The organism is Arthrobacter sp. V1I7 (assembly GCF_030817015.1).
Lineage (GTDB): Bacteria > Actinomycetota > Actinomycetes > Actinomycetales > Micrococcaceae > Arthrobacter.
Genome location: NZ_JAUSYS010000001.1, coordinates 3896572 through 3915493, shown reverse-complemented (window position 1 = coordinate 3915493; position 18922 = coordinate 3896572). Strand labels below are relative to the sequence as shown.

General features: G+C 65.5%; 17 protein-coding genes and 2 tRNA genes. 7 read left to right on the top strand and 12 right to left on the bottom strand.

Going from position 1 to position 18922, the window contains the following annotated elements; translation table 11 throughout:
- Positions 1-139: 139 nt before the first annotated feature.
- The 4 genes from QFZ69_RS17965 to QFZ69_RS17950 form a co-directional block, all read right to left on the bottom strand.
- Positions 140-367 carry a hypothetical protein gene (locus QFZ69_RS17965; RefSeq protein WP_306913296.1) on the bottom strand — a complete coding sequence of 76 codons (228 nt, stop codon included), beginning with the start codon at positions 365-367 and terminating at the stop codon, positions 140-142.
- The gene (locus tag QFZ69_RS17960) at positions 364-1803 is read right to left on the bottom strand and encodes a glycosyltransferase (RefSeq protein ID WP_306913294.1); all 1440 of its coding nucleotides are present in this window, start codon (positions 1801-1803) and stop codon (positions 364-366) included. Before QFZ69_RS17960 ends, QFZ69_RS17965 begins: the two co-directional genes overlap by 4 nt.
- Positions 1804-2325: 522 nt before the next feature.
- On the bottom strand, positions 2326-3135 hold the full coding sequence (locus QFZ69_RS17955) for a VOC family protein (RefSeq protein WP_306913292.1): 810 nt from the start codon (positions 3133-3135) through the stop codon (positions 2326-2328).
- A gap of 349 nt (positions 3136-3484) precedes the next feature.
- Positions 3485-3572 (bottom strand) — tRNA-Ser (locus tag QFZ69_RS17950).
- Between the two features lie 159 nt (positions 3573-3731).
- Here QFZ69_RS17950 and QFZ69_RS17945 point away from each other — a divergent pair.
- The 7 genes from QFZ69_RS17945 to QFZ69_RS17915 all read left to right on the top strand — a co-directional run bounded on the left by QFZ69_RS17945 (position 3732) and on the right by QFZ69_RS17915 (position 10422).
- On the top strand, positions 3732-4715 hold the full coding sequence (locus tag QFZ69_RS17945; protein ID WP_306913289.1) for an NAD(P)H-quinone oxidoreductase: 984 nt from the start codon (positions 3732-3734) through the stop codon (positions 4713-4715).
- A gap of 148 nt (positions 4716-4863) precedes the next feature.
- Positions 4864-5400, top strand: a complete 537-nt coding sequence (locus QFZ69_RS17940) for a PadR family transcriptional regulator (RefSeq protein WP_307000317.1) — start codon at positions 4864-4866, stop codon at positions 5398-5400.
- A 167-nt stretch (positions 5401-5567) separates the two neighbouring features.
- Positions 5568-7868, top strand: coding sequence for a carbon starvation CstA family protein (locus tag QFZ69_RS17935; RefSeq protein WP_306913287.1), 2301 nt, complete (start codon positions 5568-5570; stop codon positions 7866-7868).
- A 13-nt stretch (positions 7869-7881) separates the two neighbouring features.
- Positions 7882-8073 carry a YbdD/YjiX family protein gene (locus QFZ69_RS17930; RefSeq protein WP_306913285.1) on the top strand — a complete coding sequence of 64 codons (192 nt, stop codon included), beginning with the start codon at positions 7882-7884 and terminating at the stop codon, positions 8071-8073.
- A gap of 217 nt (positions 8074-8290) precedes the next feature.
- Positions 8291-9010 (top strand): bacterial proteasome activator family protein, encoded by a 720-nt coding sequence (locus QFZ69_RS17925; RefSeq protein ID WP_306913283.1) that lies wholly within the window; start codon positions 8291-8293, stop codon positions 9008-9010.
- A 7-nt stretch (positions 9011-9017) separates the two neighbouring features.
- Positions 9018-9473 carry a hypothetical protein gene (locus tag QFZ69_RS17920; protein WP_306913282.1) on the top strand — a complete coding sequence of 152 codons (456 nt, stop codon included), beginning with the start codon at positions 9018-9020 and terminating at the stop codon, positions 9471-9473.
- 103 nt (positions 9474-9576) lie between these two features.
- The gene (locus QFZ69_RS17915) at positions 9577-10422 is read left to right on the top strand and encodes an aldo/keto reductase (protein WP_306913280.1); all 846 of its coding nucleotides are present in this window, start codon (positions 9577-9579) and stop codon (positions 10420-10422) included.
- Positions 10423-10537: 115 nt separating this feature from the next.
- Here QFZ69_RS17915 and QFZ69_RS17910 read toward each other — a convergent pair whose 3' ends face one another.
- The 8 genes from QFZ69_RS17910 to QFZ69_RS17875 all read right to left on the bottom strand — a co-directional run bounded on the left by QFZ69_RS17910 (position 10538) and on the right by QFZ69_RS17875 (position 18868).
- Positions 10538-10717, bottom strand: coding sequence for a hypothetical protein (locus QFZ69_RS17910; protein ID WP_306913279.1), 180 nt, complete (start codon positions 10715-10717; stop codon positions 10538-10540).
- A 39-nt stretch (positions 10718-10756) separates the two neighbouring features.
- On the bottom strand, positions 10757-11809 hold the full coding sequence (locus QFZ69_RS17905; protein ID WP_306913276.1) for a hypothetical protein: 1053 nt from the start codon (positions 11807-11809) through the stop codon (positions 10757-10759).
- Between the two features lie 85 nt (positions 11810-11894).
- Positions 11895-13031 (bottom strand): MFS transporter, encoded by a 1137-nt coding sequence (locus QFZ69_RS17900; RefSeq protein ID WP_307000315.1) that lies wholly within the window; start codon positions 13029-13031, stop codon positions 11895-11897.
- Between the two features lie 604 nt (positions 13032-13635).
- Positions 13636-14463 (bottom strand): glycosyl hydrolase, encoded by an 828-nt coding sequence (locus QFZ69_RS17895; protein WP_306913272.1) that lies wholly within the window; start codon positions 14461-14463, stop codon positions 13636-13638.
- Between the two features lie 376 nt (positions 14464-14839).
- Positions 14840-16033 (bottom strand): LysM peptidoglycan-binding domain-containing protein, encoded by a 1194-nt coding sequence (locus QFZ69_RS17890; RefSeq protein ID WP_306913270.1) that lies wholly within the window; start codon positions 16031-16033, stop codon positions 14840-14842.
- 305 nt (positions 16034-16338) lie between these two features.
- Positions 16339-16770, bottom strand: coding sequence for a nuclear transport factor 2 family protein (locus tag QFZ69_RS17885; protein ID WP_306913268.1), 432 nt, complete (start codon positions 16768-16770; stop codon positions 16339-16341).
- A gap of 312 nt (positions 16771-17082) precedes the next feature.
- A tRNA-Thr gene (locus tag QFZ69_RS17880) sits at positions 17083-17155 on the bottom strand.
- Between the two features lie 144 nt (positions 17156-17299).
- On the bottom strand, positions 17300-18868 hold the full coding sequence (locus tag QFZ69_RS17875; RefSeq protein WP_306913267.1) for an alpha/beta hydrolase: 1569 nt from the start codon (positions 18866-18868) through the stop codon (positions 17300-17302).
- Positions 18869-18922: the final 54 nt, after the last annotated feature.

The following is an 18922-nucleotide window of genomic DNA, read 5'->3' as shown; positions in this document are numbered from 1 at the left end:
GGCATGGTGCCCATGTGTCCACCGCTGCCGCCCAGGATTGGGCATGTCCCTCGCCCGGGCTGGCGGATGGGCAGGGTGCCCCTGTGTCCACCGGTGCCGCTGAGGATTGGGCATGTCCCTCGCCCTCGCTCGGGCGTACTTACCGCTGCGCGTCGGGATAGATGCTGCGCGTCTCGGCCCGTTCGTGACGCGCCGGAAGCCAGGACCCGGGGTGCAGCTTCGGCAGGATCTTCGCCACGGCGAGGGCGGCATACATGACGGTATTGATCGCCACGAAGGTTGCCAGGATGGCGAACCACCCGGTGTGCAGGATCGACTCGGGAAGCAGGATCCCGGCGGGGACAAGGTGGCTGACTGCCGGGATCATGCCGGTACCTTCACTCTGACGGGGGCGGTCTCGTGGGTGAGGTGTTTCCAGTTGGCGGTGCGTCCGAGCGCGATGTCGATGATTCCTTTGACGTAGACGATGTTGAGGATCATGTCAAAGAAAAGTTCGGGGAATAACGACAGGGCCAACAGACGGGCACGCCAGCCGCCCTTCCACACCGTGACGACGCGTTCCGCTGTAAACAGTGCTCCCAGGACCAGCCAGAACGGGAACCAGATCCAGACGTCGAGCGAGAACACCATCAGCAGGATCAGCAGGAAGTAGGCGCTCAGGGCAATGACACCGTAGCCGATGCCGAGTTGCTGCGCCCAGTACCGGACCGTCTGCGTGGTCACGCCGTAGGCGCCGATGTTCTCCAGGGCGCCGCGTTGCCAACGCAAGCGCTGGGACCAGAGGGTCCGCCAACTGGGCATGAGTTCGGTGACCACCGTGCACTGGGCCGGCGAGATCATCAGGGCGCCCAGGGACTTCAAGGCGATGGTCAGTTCGTTGTCCTCCGTCAGGGCGACGGTGTCGTACACGTCGCCCGGATTGCCCGGAAGGGAATCTCCGCGCTGCTCGGCGACGGTGCGCAGGGCGCGCGGCCGGAACATGGATGCGGTGCCGGTGAGCACAAAGACGCGGCCCCGGCGTCGGCGGATCTCACGTCCGTAGCGGATGTATTCATTGCGCTGGAACTGCCCCAGTACGCCGTGGCCTTCTTCCCCGTAGAACAGGCCGCCCACCGCCATCAGGGCCCGGTCGTCGGTGAAGCGGGCCGCTGCCGCGGCGAGGAACCCGTCGTCGAGGCTGGTGTCAGCGTCCATCACCATTACGACGTCGTTGTCGCCCTGGCCGGGAAGCAGCAGCTTGAGTGCCTGGTTGAGCGCGCCGGCCTTCTTTTGGGTGTTGGCGACGGACTCCATGACCTCGACGCCGGCCTGCCGGGCGAGGGCGACCGTGCTGTCGGTGCAGTTGTCCGCGACCACGATAATGCGCCCGGGGCGGTGGGACTGGGTCAGGAGTGAGGCGATCGTGGTGGGAAGCGACGCTTCTTCGTTATGTGCCGGGATCAGTACCGTCACGGTCACGGGACCGCCAAAGATCTCGCGGGTATCCGCCATGACGATCCGGGGCGCCAGCGGGGCGTCCCGGGGGTTCGCGGAACGGCGCGACCTGTTAGTGATCCGGCGTTCCAGCAGCGCGATCCCGGCGGCCAGCAGGAGGGCGAGGGCAATGGCGGCGACCATGTTGCGCAGCGCCGGAGCGTCGGTGTTGTAGAGCACATTCCAGACGCCCAGGACGAGCCCTTTGCTCGGCGACTCGTCAAGGCGCGGCCCTTCGGCGGCAACCGCAAACCACAACAGCGCCGCGGCGCCCCCGGCCGCAAAGACGATGACAATGCCGACCGCCCGATGAAATCTTCCCCTGCCCATTCGCGAGATGGTAGCAGAGTCTCAGGTGTACCTCCTGGCACATGGATACCATCGGCCCGGCTGGGCGGCGGACGAAACGGCTCGCCCCTTCCCGGCGCTCGAAGCCCCGGGCGGTCGGGAATCGGCTCCCACGCTACCGCCCGCCAAGGGTCCGCCACACCAAAAAATGAGCATGCCCTCCGGCCGGACTGAGCAGTGGACATATTGGCAAAGTGTCCAGTGCTGCAGCGCGGGGGAGGGCATGCCCAGTGCGGGAAGGCTAAGGTGCTAGCCCCTGAGACATTTCTGGTACTGGAGCAAGTCGGCCGAGTATATGATCCGCCCGAATACGTCGTGCCACCTCTTCGGCGGAACCGGCGGGCGTGGTGCACGCTGGCGGGAATACCGGCCAGTAATCCGGAGGGAAGGGGTTGGCCGGTATTCCTCAAGAAGTTTTTGTGAAGCTTTCTGGAGTATTTCCTGAGGCGCGCTTCTGACGGTTTTCTGCGGCGGCCAGGTCGACTGCGGCCAGGTCGACTGCGGTCAGCTCGACTGCGGTCGGGCGTCTGCGCTGTCCTGCGTGGTGTCTGCCATGATCTTGAACATGGCGCCGGTGGGGTCGGCAAGGGTGGCAAGCCGGCCGAATGGAGTGTTGTCCGGACCGTCGATCACCGTTGCCCCCATTGCCACCGCCTTCTCGATGGACGCATCGGTGTCGTGAACATTGAAGTAGATCTGCCAGCTCGCCGGCACTTCGGCGGGAAGGTAGCCGGAGGCATCCATGATTCCGGGCTTCGCGGAATCCCCGGCCCCCAACGTCGTGTAGCGGAATTCGGGAGTGTCGCTCATGACGTCGGTGTTCCAGCCGAACACGTCCTGATAGAACTTGACCGCCTTGTCGTAGTCGGTGGCATGGAGTTCGTGCCACGCCGGTGTGCCCGGCTCGGCGGCGAGCCCGTAGCCTGGCATTTCGTGTGGCTCCCAGATTCCGACGGATGCCCCGGTGGCATCGGCGATCATGGCCATGCGTCCTTGCTCCGGGACGTCCATGGGTTCCAGATAAATCTGTCCGCCGTGTTGGACCGCTGCCTGCACGGTTGCTGCGGCATCATCGGAGCCCAAATAGGTGCTCCACGTGTCCGGCATACCCGCCATGGCGTCGTCCTTCTGCATCATGCCGGCAACGGTTTTCCCGTCCTTCGCCGCCGTGATGTACCCGCCGTATTTTTCCTCGTCGCCCGTCTGGAAGGTCCAGCCGAAGAGCGTGCCGTAGAACGCCTTGGCCTTTTCGGTATCCGAGGTCATCAGGTCGATCCAGCATGGCGCTCCAGTGGAGTGGTCAGGTGTTGGCATTGCGGACTCCTGCTCTGCGTGGCGGCTCACGCCTCGTTGCATGGGCGCGGGGGTTCGTCTGGGTGGTGGAGACATCAGAGAGACTATGCCGGGGGACCGACGGTTTCAATGGTTCGGGAGATTAGCCGGGGGCCGCGAGATCTGAAAGCCGAGTTCCTAAAAGCCTTCAGCGATAAGCGATCCACGGGCACGGCAACGAAAGCTGAACTGGAAAATCACGGCTGGCTCGAAAACCGTACACAGGCTCTGGGGGAGAGCTCATTTCCGGTGGGCGCGAGAAACCGCACAAGAGAGGCCGGTTATCGGGAGCCACATGCTTCCCGTAACCGGCCTCTCAACTGCTCCAACGCGGAAGGTAAGAGATTCGAACTCTTGGTACGGGGTTACCGCACACTGGTTTTCAAGACCAGCTCCATCGGCCGCTCGGACAACCTTCCCTAACGAGTAGTGTTTCATAGGCAGTCGGCTGCCACAAAAAGGTGGCTGCGCTCGCGGACACGGACGCTTCCCCCACTTACTCTGGATGAAGTTGCAGCCGGAGGCGTCCGGCGCAGGTGCAGTCCTGCACGAAGTGAGCAAGGAAACGGGAGTTCTCCATGAAGGCTGTCTACATCTCCGAGCCCGGCGGCCCCGAGGTCCTGGAAGTACGCGAGGTCCCGGCCCCGGAGCCAGGCCCGGGAGAAGTGCTGATCGATGTCGTCGCCGCGGGGCTTAACCGCGCCGACGTCCAACAGCGCAAGGGCCACTACCCGCCACCGCCCGGCGCCTCGGAAATCCCCGGTCTGGAGGTGTCCGGCCGGATCGCTGGCTTCGGGCCCGGAGTCACGAAGCCCTTCTCGGTGGGGGACAAGGTTGTGGCGCTGCTGGCCGGCGGCGGTTACGCCCAGCAGGTCGCCGTCGCGGCCGGGCAGGTCTTGAGGGTTCCCGAGGGCGTTGACCTGGTCACGGCTGCCTCCCTGCCGGAGGTCGCGGCCACGGTCTACTCCAACCTGATCATGACCGCCCAGCTGCAACCGGGCGAGACGGTGCTCATTCACGGAGCCACGGGCGGCATCGGCACCATGGCCATCCAGCTCGCGAAGGCCCTCGGTGCCGTGGTGGCCACGACCGCGGGCACGGCCGAGAAGGTCGGCACCGCGAAGGCTTTCCTCGGCGCCGACATCGCGATCAACTATGCCGAGGAGGACTTTCCGGAGAGCCTGCGTGCACAGAACGGCGGAAAGGGTGCGGACGTCATCCTCGACGTCGTCGGGGCCAAGTACCTCAGCGGGAACGTCGACGCGCTGGCCGACTACGGGCGGCTCGTCGTGATCGGGTTGCAAGGGGGGAGCAAGGCAGAGCTGGACCTTGGCCAGCTGCTGCGCAAGCGGGCGGCCATCATTGCGACGGCACTGCGGCCGCGCCCGGCTGAGGAAAAGACCGTAATCATGAACGCGGTCCGGGACGCCGTTTGGCCGCTGCTCGCCGACGGCCGGATCCGGCCGCTGGTGGCCAAAACGTTCCCGCTGGACCAGGTCCAGACCGCGCACAGCTACTTCGACTCCGGCGACCACGTTGGCAAGATCCTCCTCGTGATGTAGGAGTCAGCGGGCAATTAGGGACGTATGCCACCTCCGGAATACTCCTTTTGCTTCGGGACCCTAGGTGCCCGTATTGTGGTTCCATACGCGGTATACACGCGTCTTGGGGCGCGTGTATGCTGTCGTCCTCGCTACCTCCGGGAGCATCATGTCGATACGCCACAGTCTCCTCGCGCTGCTGCATGAGGGCCCCCGCTACGGCTACCGGCTGAAAAGCGAGTTCGAGGATCGGACGGGCGCCTCCTGGCCGCTGAACATCGGACAGGTCTATACGACGCTGGACCGGCTGGAACGTGACGACCTCGTACGAAAAGAGGGCGCGGACGGCGAAGGCCACGTGATCTATCGCATCACTGCGAAAGGGCAGACCGAAGTCAGCAGCTGGTTTAGCTCTCCCGTTTCCCGCGCCGCGCCTCCCCGGAACGAGCTTGCCATCAAACTGGCGTTGGGGCTGACGCTTCCCGGCGTCGACGTCGGAGCCATCATCCAGGCCCAGCGAGGCGTTTCAATCCGGGCCCTGCAGGACTACACCAAGGCCCGGCGCGACACCGCGGCCCAGCACCGCCCGGCCGACACGGCGCGGCTTCTGGTCCTGGATTCGCTCATCTTCCAGACCGAGGCCGAAGTCCGCTGGCTCGATCTCTGTGAGGCCCGACTGATGCAGCTGGCCAATCCGCCGCGCTAGCCGCTCCCGTCGTTTGTCGCGCCGCTTTTACCGTTCAGCGCCGCCTCCAGACCGTCTGGCGCACGGCTGCCGCGTATCCGTAAGATTGCAATCGGCGGGTTGGTAGGGTGCCTGGGGACGGATCCGTCGAGTGGATTTTGTCCGGCTGGGTTTCTCAAGGAGGAGACATGGGCACAATGCCAGATGGCACGCCAAAAAACTTACAGGTCGTGGACGGCATCACGCCGGATCCGGAGCTGCCGCCCACGTCCGTGGACGACTCGGTCCGCGAAGCCGAGGAGCGCAAATGGACGCCCGCCAAGATCGCCATCTGGGTGGCAATTTCCCTGCTGGGCGCCGTTGCCTGGTTCATGCTGGCGATTGTCCGCGGTGAAACCGTCAACGCGATTTGGTTTGTCTTTGCAGCGGTCTGCACCTACCTGATCGGCTACCGCTTCTACTCCAAGTTCATTGAGCGCCACCTGCTCAAGCCGAACGACCGCCGCGCCACCCCGGCCGAATACAAGGCCGACGGCAAAGACTACGTCCGCACGGACCGCAACGTCCTGTTCGGCCACCACTTCGCCGCCATCGCCGGCGCAGGCCCGCTGGTCGGCCCGATCATCGCCGCCCAGATGGGGTACCTCCCGGGGACGATCTGGATCATCATCGGCGTCGTTCTCGCCGGCGCCGTCCAGGACTACCTCGTGATGTTCTTCTCGATGCGCCGCGGTGGACGCTCGCTGGGCCAGATGGCCCGCGAGGAACTCGGCGTCGTCGGCGGGACCGCGGCCTTGATCGCCACGCTCCTCATCATGGTCATTATTGTCGCCATCCTGGCCCTCGTCGTCGTGAACGCCCTGGCCGAGAGCCCCTGGGGTGTCTTCTCCGTCGGCATGACCATCCCGATCGCGCTCTTCATGGGCGTCTACCTGCGCTTCCTCCGGCCCGGGAGGATCATGGAAGTTTCCCTGATCGGTTTCGTGCTGCTGATGGCCGCCATCATCGGCGGCGGCGTCGTCGCGGGCACCGAGTGGGGTGCCGCGCTCTTTACGCTGGACAAGGTCACCCTCGCCTGGGCCATCATCATCTACGGCTTCATCGCCGCGATCCTGCCGGTGTGGCTGCTGCTGGCCCCGCGTGACTATCTCTCCACCTTCATGAAGATCGGCGTGATTGTGATGCTGGCGCTGGCCGTCATCGTGGTCCGCCCTGAGATCAACGTCCCGGCCTTCAGCGAGTTCGCCAGCCGTGACAATGGTCCGGTCTTCCCGGGCGCGCTGTTCCCGTTCCTGTTCGTCACGATTGCGTGCGGCGCCCTCTCCGGCTTCCACGCACTGATCTCCTCTGGTACGACGCCGAAGCTGATCGAGAAGGAACGCCAGAGCCGCTACATCGGTTACGGCGGCATGCTGATGGAGTCCTTCGTGGCCATCATGGCCCTCGTTGCGGCCATCTCGATCGACCGTGGACTGTACTTTGCCATGAACGCTCCGGCCGCCCTCACCGGTGGTACCGCGGAAACTGCCGCTGCCTGGGTCAACAGCCTCGGCCTCTCCGGCGTGAACATCAGCCCCAGCCTGCTCACCGATACGGCTGCCAACGTCGGCGAGGAAAGCATCGTCTCCCGCACCGGCGGCGCTCCCACCCTGGCAGTGGGCCTGGCCCACATCATGCAGCAGTTCATCGGCGGCACCGCCTTGATGAGCTTCTGGTACCACTTCGCCATCATGTTCGAGGCGTTGTTCATCCTGACCGCCGTCGACGCCGGTACCCGCGTCGCGCGCTTCATGCTGCAGGACTCGATCGGCAACTTCCTCCCGAAGTTCAAGGAGCACTCCTGGCGGCCTGGCGCCTGGTTCGCCACGGCCGTCATGGTGGGCGCCTGGGGTGCGGTGCTCCTGATGGGTGTGACTGACCCGTTGGGCGGCATCAACACGCTGTTCCCGCTGTTCGGCATCGCCAACCAGCTGCTGGCCGCCATCGCCCTGTCCGTCTGCCTCGCCATCGCGGCGAAGCGCGGTTCCTTCAAGTACCTCTGGATTGTGGCACTCCCGCTGGCCTTCGCGGCCGTGGTAACCATCACAGCCAGCTACCAGAAGATCTTCTCCTCCACTCCGGCTGTCGGCTACTTCGCCAACAACGCGGCGTTCTCCAAGGCCCTCGCCGAAGGCGAGACCTCCTTCGGCACAGCCAGGACGGTGCCTGCCATGGAGGCCGTAGTGCGCAACACGGCGATCCAGGGCTGGCTCTCGGTCATCTTCGTGGTGCTCAGCATCATCGTCATCACGACGGCGTTGCTGGCCACCTACAAGGCGATCCGCAACACCAGGGCCGGCGTGACCAACAAGGATCACGAGGACCCCGCACTGCCGGCCCGCGTTTTCGCTCCGGCTGGCCCGGTACCCACTCCGTCCGAGCGTGAGCTCCTGGCCGAGTGGAACAAGCTCCCGGCGGATAAGCGGTTCGAAAAGGCCGCGCACCACTGATGCGGAACCGGTCATGAACGCAGTGGTTGAGAGCCTTCGGGGCTTCGCCCGCTATCTGGGCGGGGTGATGGGTGCGGATGCGTACGCGAAGTACCTGGAACACCACGCAGGCTCGGGCCACGAAGACCCGCCGCTGACGGAGCGCGAGTTCTGGCGGGACCACACGGACCGCCAGGACAGCAACCCGCAGGGTCGGTGCTGCTGACCCGGTATATTACTGACCAGGTATATTACTGACCCGGTATTGCTGGCCTGCCAGCCACATTCTGGAGGACGTCATCGCGCACGTTGAGGCGCGACGGCGTCCTCCGTTCGTTTCATGTCACGCTGCGGTTTGGCGGGTGCCGCTGTTTCCTGCGTACCTTGCGGGTCGGCGAAGCGGCCGGCCGGTTCCCGTCTCCGGCTCGTGAGAGTATGAAGCCATGAGCGATCCGAACGCCACCCAGCCTGCCGAAGACGTTGCCGTCGAGGGCACCACCCTGGACGAGGCCATTGCCCCGACCCCGGGCGCAGGGCAGCAACCGGGACCGGCCGGGCAACCGGGGCAGCCCGGGCAGCCGGGGCAGCCCGCGGTGCCGGAACCGCACGGTCACCCGGACGGCGGGCAGCCCGGAGCCCCGCGTCCCAAGGGCAGCCAACTGCAGGACCTCGTGGATGAGCCCGCCAAGGTCATGCGGATTGGAACCATGATGAAGCAGCTGCTGGACGAGGTTAAGTCGGCGCCGCTGGATGATGCGGCTCGGGCCCGTCTTGCCGGAATCCATGAACGCTCGATCAAGGAGCTTGAGGACGGCCTCGCGCCCGAGCTAGTTGAGGAGCTCGAACGGATCAATCTTCCCTTCTCCGAGGACGCCACGCCCTCGGATGCCGAACTCCGGATCGCCCAGGCCCAGCTGGTCGGCTGGCTCGAAGGCCTCTTCCATGGCATCCAGACGGCCCTCGCGGCGCAGCACGCAGCACGGGAACACGCCGCCGTCCAGCGCCAGCTTCGCCAGTTGCCACCCGGAACGGTGATCGCTCCGGGCGTCGTCATCGGCGAAAACGGTGAACCCCAGCGGGCGGGCGCGCCCGGGTCCGGGGCTGACCACACCTCGCCGTCAGAACGCGCCGATCCGGACCACGGTCCCGGCCAGTACCTCTAGGGGACCCTTGGGATTCTTCACTACTGCCCGGCAGGGAAAGAAGGACGACGCCGAGCTCGGCAAGGGACTCTGGCGGCGGGCGAATGACCGCTTCATCCGCGGACTGGACCGATACCACCAGGTCCTGGACGGTGTGGAGGACGACGCGCTCTACGCCGAACTCGTCGACGTCGCCAATGAACTGTCTGAAGTCGCCGTACGGGTCCGGCTGATCTGCGTCGAGGCCCAGAGGTGCTCACCCAGCGACGGCCTCGACATTCCGGGCGCACTGGCCGGTGTCCACCGCTCGCTCTCTACCGCGGGCAACTCTCTCGCCACGACGGCGGAGGCGGCGGCGATGCTCCGGCTGGCGGTCGGTCCCGTGCCCGCCGGCGCGGAATCGGTCCGGCGGCGGGCCGAGTCGGTGCTGGAACACGTCCGCGACGCTGAAAGGCGTCTTGGCGAAGCCGCCGCCGAGGGCTGAGGCCGTGGCGGCGCTGGCCGCCGGACGGTATTCCGAGTTACGCGGGTAGCTTAGCTTTGCCCCTGCTCTGGCCCGATGGTACGCAAATTGGCAGGATGGTCGGATGACTTCTTCTCCAGTACTGACTTTTAATGACGGCAACACCATTCCCCAGCTCGGCTACGGGGTGTGGCAGGTTGAAGACGATGTAGCCGAAAAGGTGGTTGTCCAGGCGTTCGAAGCAGGTTTCCGCCACATTGACACCGCGAAGATCTACGGCAACGAAGCCGGGGTCGGCCGCGCCGTTGAGCGCTCCGGTCTCAAGCCCGAGGAAATCTTCATTACCACCAAGCTGTGGAACGCGGACCAGGGCTACGAATCGACGCTGGCGGCGTTCGAGGCCTCCCTGGAACGGCTCGGCCTCGAGACGCTGGACCTGTACCTGATCCACTGGCAGCAGCCGAAGCAGGACAAATATGTCGACACCTGGAAGGCTCTCATAGAGCTCCAGAAGCAGGGCCGCGTCAAGACCATCGGTGTCTCCAACTTCACCAAGGAAGGTCTGCAGCGTCTAATCGACGAGACCGGCGTCGTTCCGGCCATCAACCAGATCGAACTGCACCCCTTCTTCAACCAGGCCGAGCTACGCGAATTCAATGCCGCCAAGGGCATCCTGACCCAGGCCTGGTCGCCGCTGGGCCAGGGCGGCGAGCTGCTGGAGAGCTCCGTGATCGCTCAGATCGCGGCCAAGCACAGCGCCACGCCGGCGCAGGTTGTCATCGCATGGCACCTCGCCATCGGCAACGTGGTCATCCCCAAGTCCGTGACCGAGTCCCGGATCCGCGAGAACTACGCGGCCCTGGACGTCGCTTTGGACGAAACGGATGTACAGGCCATCAACGGCCTGGACAACTCCGCCGGGGGCGCCGGTCGCATCGGTGCGGACCCGGCGGTTTCCGACTTCGCCTGACCCAGGACCGCGGTTCAGCCAGGACATGTGCGGCGGCTGAACGGGGACCGCGCAGGGCCTTCACCTATCTCGGGTGGAGGCCCTTCTGCCGGGTAAACCACCCGTCGGGGACGGCTCAGGCAGCCTTCCGGCGCTCCACGCTGGGCACGGTGTCGATGGTGGCCCAGCCGTCTTCATCGGCAACGCGTCGGCTGGCGAAGCGCCCCGCAGCGGCGGCGTCGTCGAATGTCTCCGTGCGGATACGGCCGCAGTCGGTGTCCAGATATGTCACTTCAAAGTACTGATTCGTTTCCATGAATCAAGTGTGCAACCGGCCTCCGACAGTATTCGCTCGCTAGTCCGGCGTGTTGCCAAGGCGCAGTACGCGTTCGCGGGCGAGGTCCTCTTGCCGCCGTGCCCGGTCTGCGGCCCGGACCGCCTGCTGGGCCTGGGCAGCCAACAGCTCCTGTCGCTTGCGCGCCGATTTGAGGTCCAGCTCCGTCTGTTCCAGCTGCTTCCTCAGAGAGCGTGCCGCCTCGGCCAGCTCCGACGTCAGGGCCCTGGTCTCGTCAAGCTCCTGCCCGGACCGGAGCGCGTCCTCCGCGGCTTCGCGCGCGTACTCTTCGGCTGCGGTGAACGCGGCGCGGGCGCGTTCGAGCACGGACGGCGTGGCCGCGCGGGGCGCCTCCCGCACCGCTCGCAGCCGGGGCTGCGTCGGCTGCTTGGTCGTCTGCCTGATCGCCTGCTGGGTCGCTTGTGCAGCCGGCATTGCTGCCTGCGCCGGCTGCTTTGCCGCCTTCGTCCTGCCTTGCGCCGTCGAGGGGGATGTACCTGTCGAGGCGATACCGGCGACTGCCGGGCCGGCGATGGACGGAAGCGCCACGGCACCGGCGAGCTCCACGACGTCGACGCCGTCGGCGGACAGCCCCCGGAGCAGACGGCCGCTCTGCGCGGCCGCCGCCGCGCCTTCGTCGGCCGTGGCGGCACGCAGGGTCTCTTCCACTTCGCTGGCGATCGCACCGCTGATCTTCCGGCCGTGCTGTTCTGCCACAGTCTGGGCATCCCTGACGGCACTGGCCAGGAGCTGCCGCCGCTGGTGGGCTAGCCGGCGGAGTTCGGCAGCATCCAGGGCAGCCTGTGCGGCGCGCATGGTCTGGCCCAACGCGGCGAGCTCAGTGAGGGTCTCGGGTTGGTGCGCCGCGAGCATGTTCACGGCCCACGCCGCCACGGACGGCTTGGGCAGCGAGCGCACATCGGCAGCCAGGGATCGGTGTTCCTTCGCGGCGGCTCCCTTGCCCGGCGCGGAGGCGGCGACTTCCTTTGCGGCGGCTGTCCGGGCGGCCACGAAATCGTCGAACGGCAAGGCATAAAGCCGTGCCGCAATGCCCGCCAGCTCCAGCTCTCCCATGCATGAATCATAGAAGCCGCAACCCGGCGGCGCCGCTCAAGCAGCGGGGCCAGGGTCCTGTGCCGGGGAGGGGACCCGGCGGAGGCTAGGTCCGCTGCGAGCTGCGCATCGCCGCCAGCAGCACGACGACGGCGACCACCTGCAACGCGGCCACTGACCCGATGAGCAGTGGCCGGGCGTCGTAGAGCGCGCCGTACAGGGCGCCGCCCGCCAGTGCCCCGGCACCCTCGAACGCCGCGAAGACGCCGTACGCCGTCCCTTGCCGGAGTTCCGGCACCAGGTCGGCAATGAGCGCCTTGACCGTGGAATCTTGAATGCCCGTGGCGGTTCCCCAGACCAGGACCCCGGCCATGACCAGACCGGTTCCCGGCGCCAGCGCCAGTACCGGCACGGCAGCAATCATAAAGGGCAGCGCAAGGAGCACAGCCCCTCCCACGCGGTCGTAAACCACGCCACTGGCAAGCGCACCGAGCGCCGCGGCGCCCATCGCTCCGGCGTAGAGCAGCGGGATCACCGCGACCGGAACGGCCGCCGTCGTCGTCAGGTGGAACGAGATGACGCCGAACGCCACCAGGCCCGAGCTCCAGAAGAAGGCGGCGACGCCGAACAGCAGGAAGGGTCCCGTGAACAACGACGGCCGCCGGGCCGCCGTCGGTGGGGATGCCGACGTCGACCCCTCCGCTTGTGCGCCGGCGCCCGGATCCGGGACCCGGCGGCGCAGCCGGACCAGCAGGAACAGCGCTGCGGAAGCCGGAAGTGCCAGCACTGCGAAGGCCGCCGTGATAAGACCGGTGACGGCAAGCACCGCCGAAACCAGAAGCGGCCCGAGTAGCGCCCCGGCGAGGTCGAGGGACTTGTGGACGGCGAAGCCGCGCCCGCGCCCGACGGGCTTGGCCGCGGCGGCCAGCAGAACGGTCTTGGCCGGGCTGCGGACAGCCTTGCCCACGCGGTCTCCGAGAATGAGCGTAGAGGCCAGGATCAGGCCGGCTGCTCCTATAGCTGGAGCCAGTGCAAGCAGTGGGACACTGACCGCCGTGAGCGCGTATCCGGCCACTGTGAAGGTCCAGTATCTGCGGGTGCGGTCCGCCCACGGACCGAAAACGAGCCGCAGGCCCTGGGCGGCGGCCTCGGCGCCTCCGGTCACGAGGCCCACGAGCAGTGCCGAGGCGCCGAGCTGGGCCAGCAACGGACCCGCCAGCGGCCGGGCGCCGTCGGAAACCACGTCCGCCGCCAGACTTACCAGGCCAAAGCCCACCACCGGGCCCCAGGAGGGATCCGCTCTCGTTCCGAACGCTCCGGCAGAATGCCGCCGGCTTCGGACTGGCAACCTCCGGCCTGGCCGTTCCATCCACCAAGGCTTCCGGACAGCCCGCGGAAAGACAAGGTTTCAAGACCCTATCCGCGGCTGCAGCTGCTCCTGACATCCGGCGACAAGTACCGCTACCAGGACGGTCAGTAAGTCCGGAATGAATGAACACGACTTCGAAGGTGCCACTTCCGCCTCGTATGTTCCCACGGGCGCAGACGACGGCGGGAGGACGAACGTTGACGTGATGGGCTGGAAGGACAGCTACGTGCCCCTGCTGATGGGTAGGCGGTACAACGGCGCAATCCTCGCGTCGGCATGGTCGACGTGTAGGAAGCGATCGTGGTGGGGCCGAAAGGGGACGGATCCTTCATGGGCGGCGGCACAGTGACCGCCAACCCATGGCACAGCGGGGCGGCACTGACGTACCCGTCGAAGCGCTATGGGCCGCCATCCTGGGGGAGGCCGGGCGGTCCTGCGCACTGCGGGGCACCGACGAGGGCAAGCGGCTGAAGGACCGTCAGAACGATGCGTAAAGTCTGCCGGTTGCTGTAAGTCGACCATCCGTGTGAAAGAGGGCCGACGCTCCCATGACCGGGTCGAACGGCCGCCTGGTTTTCCACGCATATCGCTCGACGAACGGCATCGCGCGCATCCCGGCTATCGCATCCTTCATAAAACGTCGGATTTCGAGTCCGCTGTACCGGGACGGTCGTGACGGGGTTGCCGACCAGTCAGCGACGGCAAATTCCGTCACCCAGATCGGCAAACCATACTTGGCATGCAGATACGAAAGCCTTGCGAGGAAGCTCTGCGCATCTGGTGAGGCGTAGCGATGCACGGTTATAAAGTCCACGCGCAGGTTTTTCCTCCTAGCCTTGGTCATGAACTGATCCAGCCACGGCCCGGCTGGATTGACGGTTCCCGGAGACCCCAGCCTCAGGCCGGTGGACTGGAGCTGGGGCCACAGCCGGATGGCCTCATCGACGGACATATTGGACTGGTTGGGGTGGTCTGGCTCGTTAAAGCCGAGGAGGTGCCTGGCTCGCGTCTCGGGAAGCTGGCGCATCACGTCGCCGATGGCGTTTAGTTCGAGCAGGGCTCTCGCGGAAAAGACCATGGGTACAAATCCTGGGCTAGTGGTGACTGTATACGCCGACGCCCACGAGTAGTACCAATCCGCTTTGAGACTCTGGATCTGCCGGAGCGCCGAGGCGTCATCTCCTCCGTGGGCTACGCCCTTGAGCGCCCTAGGAGCGGCCAGAATCGGGCCGGCCTTGGGTGCGAGCAATGCCCCGGGCGCGGCCAGGGCAGCCAGCGGTACAGCGAGAAATGTTCGGCGTTCCATGTTTTTCTTCTCTCGAAGTCAAGTGGGCCGAGACCAGTTCCCTCGAATATGACGAGGGTCACCCTACTCCACTCTCTCGGCATTTGGAACGACGACACCTCGCGACAGATTTACGACGAAGGGACCATCTGCAACCTGCCCTGCCTGCAAACCTGCCTACCTGCCAACCTGCACTGGAGGCACCGCAAGGCACCGCGGCGGCAACAGCAACACAACGCCAGCGGCTTTGAACTCCTAACAATTCCGTTCGGCCAGCGGTCCTGTCGGTGACGGGCGCACGCCTCCTTCGAAATCAGGCCGCCTGCCAGCTGGCACGTCACTAGCCGCCACAACGAGCCGTTGCCAGCTGTCGGCGCGCGGCGACCGGTGCAACCGTCTAGCGGAAGGTCTTTTGGTGCCGCAGGACGGAGGCGACGTAGGCTTTCGTGTCCTCGTACATGCCCCGGTTCATCACCGAATACTGGCCCTGGTAGTAACTCGCGATGGCGATCTCTTTGCTCGGGCTGGTGCTGATCAGGGCCGAGATGATGGCGACCCCGGCAGTGACGTTGTCCTGTGCCTTGCGCAGGTCAAGAGGCCGGCCGACGAGCTGGGAGGCCCATTCGCCGGAGGTCGGCATGACCTGCATCGTGCCGATCGCACCCGCCGACGAGGTGACGTTCTGGCGGAAGCTGGATTCCTGCAGGGCGAATGCCAATGCCAGGGACGGATCCACCTTCATGCGGCGGGCGGTATCGGCCACCATCGTCTTCAGTTGGGTTGGTGACGGTGAGGACGACGGCGCCGTCGGCGCGGGTTTAGGGGCAGCAGTGGTCTTTCCGGCAATGGCGATCTTCTGCCCCGGGTAGATGACGGTCCGCAGATTTATGCCGTTCGCGGCCAGGAGGCTTGACAGGCTGACGCCGTGGTTGGATGCGATCCGGGACAACGTGTCACCGGCCCTGACCACGTAGGACTTCGTGGCAGCCGGCTTCGGTGCGGGTTTGGCAGCGGGTTTAGCGGCCGGCTTGGGCGCTGGCTTAGCGACCGGCTTGGATGCGGGCTTGGCGGGTGCCGGTGTGGCCTTGGCATTCAGTCGGATCCGCTGCCCAGGGTAGATGATGGTCCGCAGATTCATGCCGTTCGCCGCCAAGAGGCTTGACAGACTGACCCGGTGCTTTGCGGCGATTCCGCTGAGCGTATCGCCGGGCTTCACGGTGTGCGACGCCGAGGCGGGAGCGGCCGCCGGTTTGGCCGCGGACTTGGCAGCTGGCTTAGCCGCCGGCTTGGGTGCAGCAGCCTTGGTGGCGGCGCGCAGCCTGATCTTCTGCCCCGGGTAGATGATGGTCCGTGCGCTCATGTTGTTGGCCGCGAAGACGGACGCGAGGCTCACCCCATGCCGGGCCGCAATCCCGCCGAGAGTGTCGCCGGACCGAACCGTGTAGGTCCCCGAGGCGGAGACCTGCAGGGGTGCCTGAACAGCAGCGGGTGTGGCCGCGTTGGCGGTGCCGCCGAACATAGTGGACAGGACAACCGCGGACATCGCTCCGGCGGTGACGGCGGCGCTGAGACGCTGGATCGGATTGCTCATGCAACTTCCTCAAAGCTGGTGGTGGTCCCGCGACTACTCCTCGCGGAACCAGAGCGGTGGCGTACACCGCAGGGCGAATTCGGCGCCAGCCTAGGGGGAGTCCTTCAGCGGCACTGCTTGAACGGCAGTGGGCGGCCTAATAGTCCCTATCGGCCGGACCCGCCCAGATGTAACGAGGGCGGGAACATCCACGATCCCAACCTGTGACGCAGGCAGTACTGAACTCAGGGTCCGATCCCGGCGGGGACCTTCATGGCTGCGGTGCCGCCTCTAGACCCGCGAGGGCACGCTATTCCAGGCTCCAGCTACGCCTGGACGATGGACTCGATCGGCCTGGGGGTCGTTATCGGATCCGCATGACGGTGGATGACTTTCCAGAACCCGTCTTCCAGCCGGAAGATCGTTGTTACCCGAAGCGCCACTGAGGACATCTCGTCGGATCCGCCGAGCTTCATCCGGTTTCGTTCAATTTCCACGAGGTACGCCAGATCTGTTCCGGCGTGCCCGGAGATTCTCTCGAATTGGTTGGGCTCGCCCTCGCTGACTTGGGAAATGGCCCTGTCCATCGTCTGCTCGACCTCGCTCCAGCCTCGGACAGTAGGGCCAAGCGGATTGGCGAGCGTGACGTCATCCCGCCTCGACAGCAGCTTTTTCATCGGAGCAGGATTCCCCCGGCCTACCGCGTCGAGTGCCGCATGGTACTGCCCCACGACCACATCAAAATCTGACTCTGACATTGATTCGCCAGCCTTCGCTATCGAGCCGTGGCGGCGCGCACCGCGTCACCCTGCCGGTATCCGGCCATGGTGGCATTGTTCCCCCGGCGTTGTCCATGGAGATTCCCGGTTTCCGGCTAAAGTTAGCGCGCGATGAACGCGGTGCCCTCGGGGAAACCATCGTGTAGCCGACCGGGCACCGACTCGTCCATCCTGACGAGGCACCGATATGTTGGGGATTGCACGGACATAGGGGAACGCTCACGAATCAGCGTTGCTCAAAAACCAACGAAAAGACCCCCAGAAACCTTGGTTCCTAGGGGGTCTATCCCGAGCTTCCTGCCAGAATCGAACTGGCGACCTTCTCATTACGAGTGAGACGCTCTACCAACTGAGCTAAGGAAGCAACCGCATGAATCCCGGAAAACCGGGCGGATCATGCAAGAGATAACTGTAATGGAGTTCCGGCGCCCGGGTCAAAATGAGGCACCATGACGTCCTGCGGTAGCACTGCACACTCCTGGCGGTGCCGCCGAAACCAGAACCGCGTTCAGCAGACGGTGTTGTCCGCCGGGGACTTGCCGTCCACCAGGTAGCTGTCCACGGCATTGCGGATGCAATCGTTGGAACGACCGTACGCGGTGTGGCCTTCGCCCTTCCAGGTCAGCAGAGAAGCGGTGCCGAGCTGCTTGCGCAGCGCGCTGGCCCACTCCACTGGAGTGGCAGGGTCACCGGTGGTTCCCACCACCACGATCTCGGCAGCGCCCTTGTACTCCACCGGCGCCGGGGTCCGGACGCTCTCGTAAGGCCAGTCCTTGCAGTTGCTCCCACCGTAGGCGAAATAGTAGCCGAACGTCGGGGAGTCCTGGCGCAGCCTCTGCTCGTCGGCGCGCATCGCGGCGGCGTCCGTCAGCATCGGGTGGTCCAGGCAGTTGATGGCGTGGAACGCGAAAGTGCTGTTCGACGAGTAGGTGCCGTCGGGTTGCCGGTCGGCATTGAAGTCGGCGAGCCGCTGCATCTGACTCGGGTCGCCCTTGAGAATCTGGTCGAGACCCTGGGTGAGGATCGGCCAGTTGTCGTCGTTATACAGCGGCACGAAGATCCCGGTTACCACGTTCGACGCCGAGACGATCCTGCCGTCCCGTGCCTTCATCGGGTTCGCTTCCACAGCCGCTATTAGATCGCGGATCTGCTGGAGGCCGTCGTCTACGCTCCCGGTCAGCGGGCAACCGCTCTCCTGCTGGCAACGCTGCACGTAGGCGCGCAGAGCTTTCTCGAAGGCCTTGGCCTGTCCGCTGGTGAGTTCCTCGTAGGTGATCGACGGATCGAGCGCCCCGTCCAGGACCATCCGGCCCACGTTGTCCGGGAACAGCGAGGCGTAGGTGGAGCCGAGGAAGGTTCCGTATGAGTAGCCGAGGTAGTTCAGCTTGGTGTCATTTACTGCGGCGCGCAGGACGTCGATGTCCTTGGTCGCGCTCACGGTATCGACGTGGCCCAACAGGGGACCCGTCTTTTCGGTGCACTTGGCCGCGATCGCCTTGTTGTCGGCAAGGGCCTCTGCCAGACCGGCGTCGGTGTTCAGCGCGTAGATCTTGGCACGGGAGGCGTCGCGCTCCGGGTCGGTAAGGCAGGTGACCGGAGCGGAGCGTTTCACGCCCCGCGGGTCGAAACCGACGATGTCGTAATTCGCGCGGACCTTGTCCGAGATGTTGGTCGCCGCGGCGTCCTTGACGAAGTCGTACCCCGAGCCGCCGGGTCCGCCCGGGTTGACCAGCAGGCTGCCCTTCTTCGTGCCCTTGGTGGCCAGCTTGATGGCGGTGATTTCGATGCTCTCCCCATCCGGATTGCCGTAATCCATCGGGACCTTGATCTTCGCGCACTGGAAATCGCTTTCGCAAGGTGTCCAGTTAACCTGCTGCGAGTAGAAGCTGCGGAGCTCAGCCGGCGCAGCAGCAGCAATGGCAGGATTGGGCTGCCCCGGGTTGGCGTCCTTGGACCCGCCGTCACCGCCAAAGAGGCTGCACGAGGCAAGCGCCGCGGCCAGGGCCATGGCGCCGACAGCCCGCACGCCGATCGCTATGGACCGGAATCTGGCGGGCACTGGTCGTGCAGTCTTCATGCGGTTCTCCTCAAGGGGTTGGAACGGAGCGGTGTTGCCAGCAGCATCAGACCG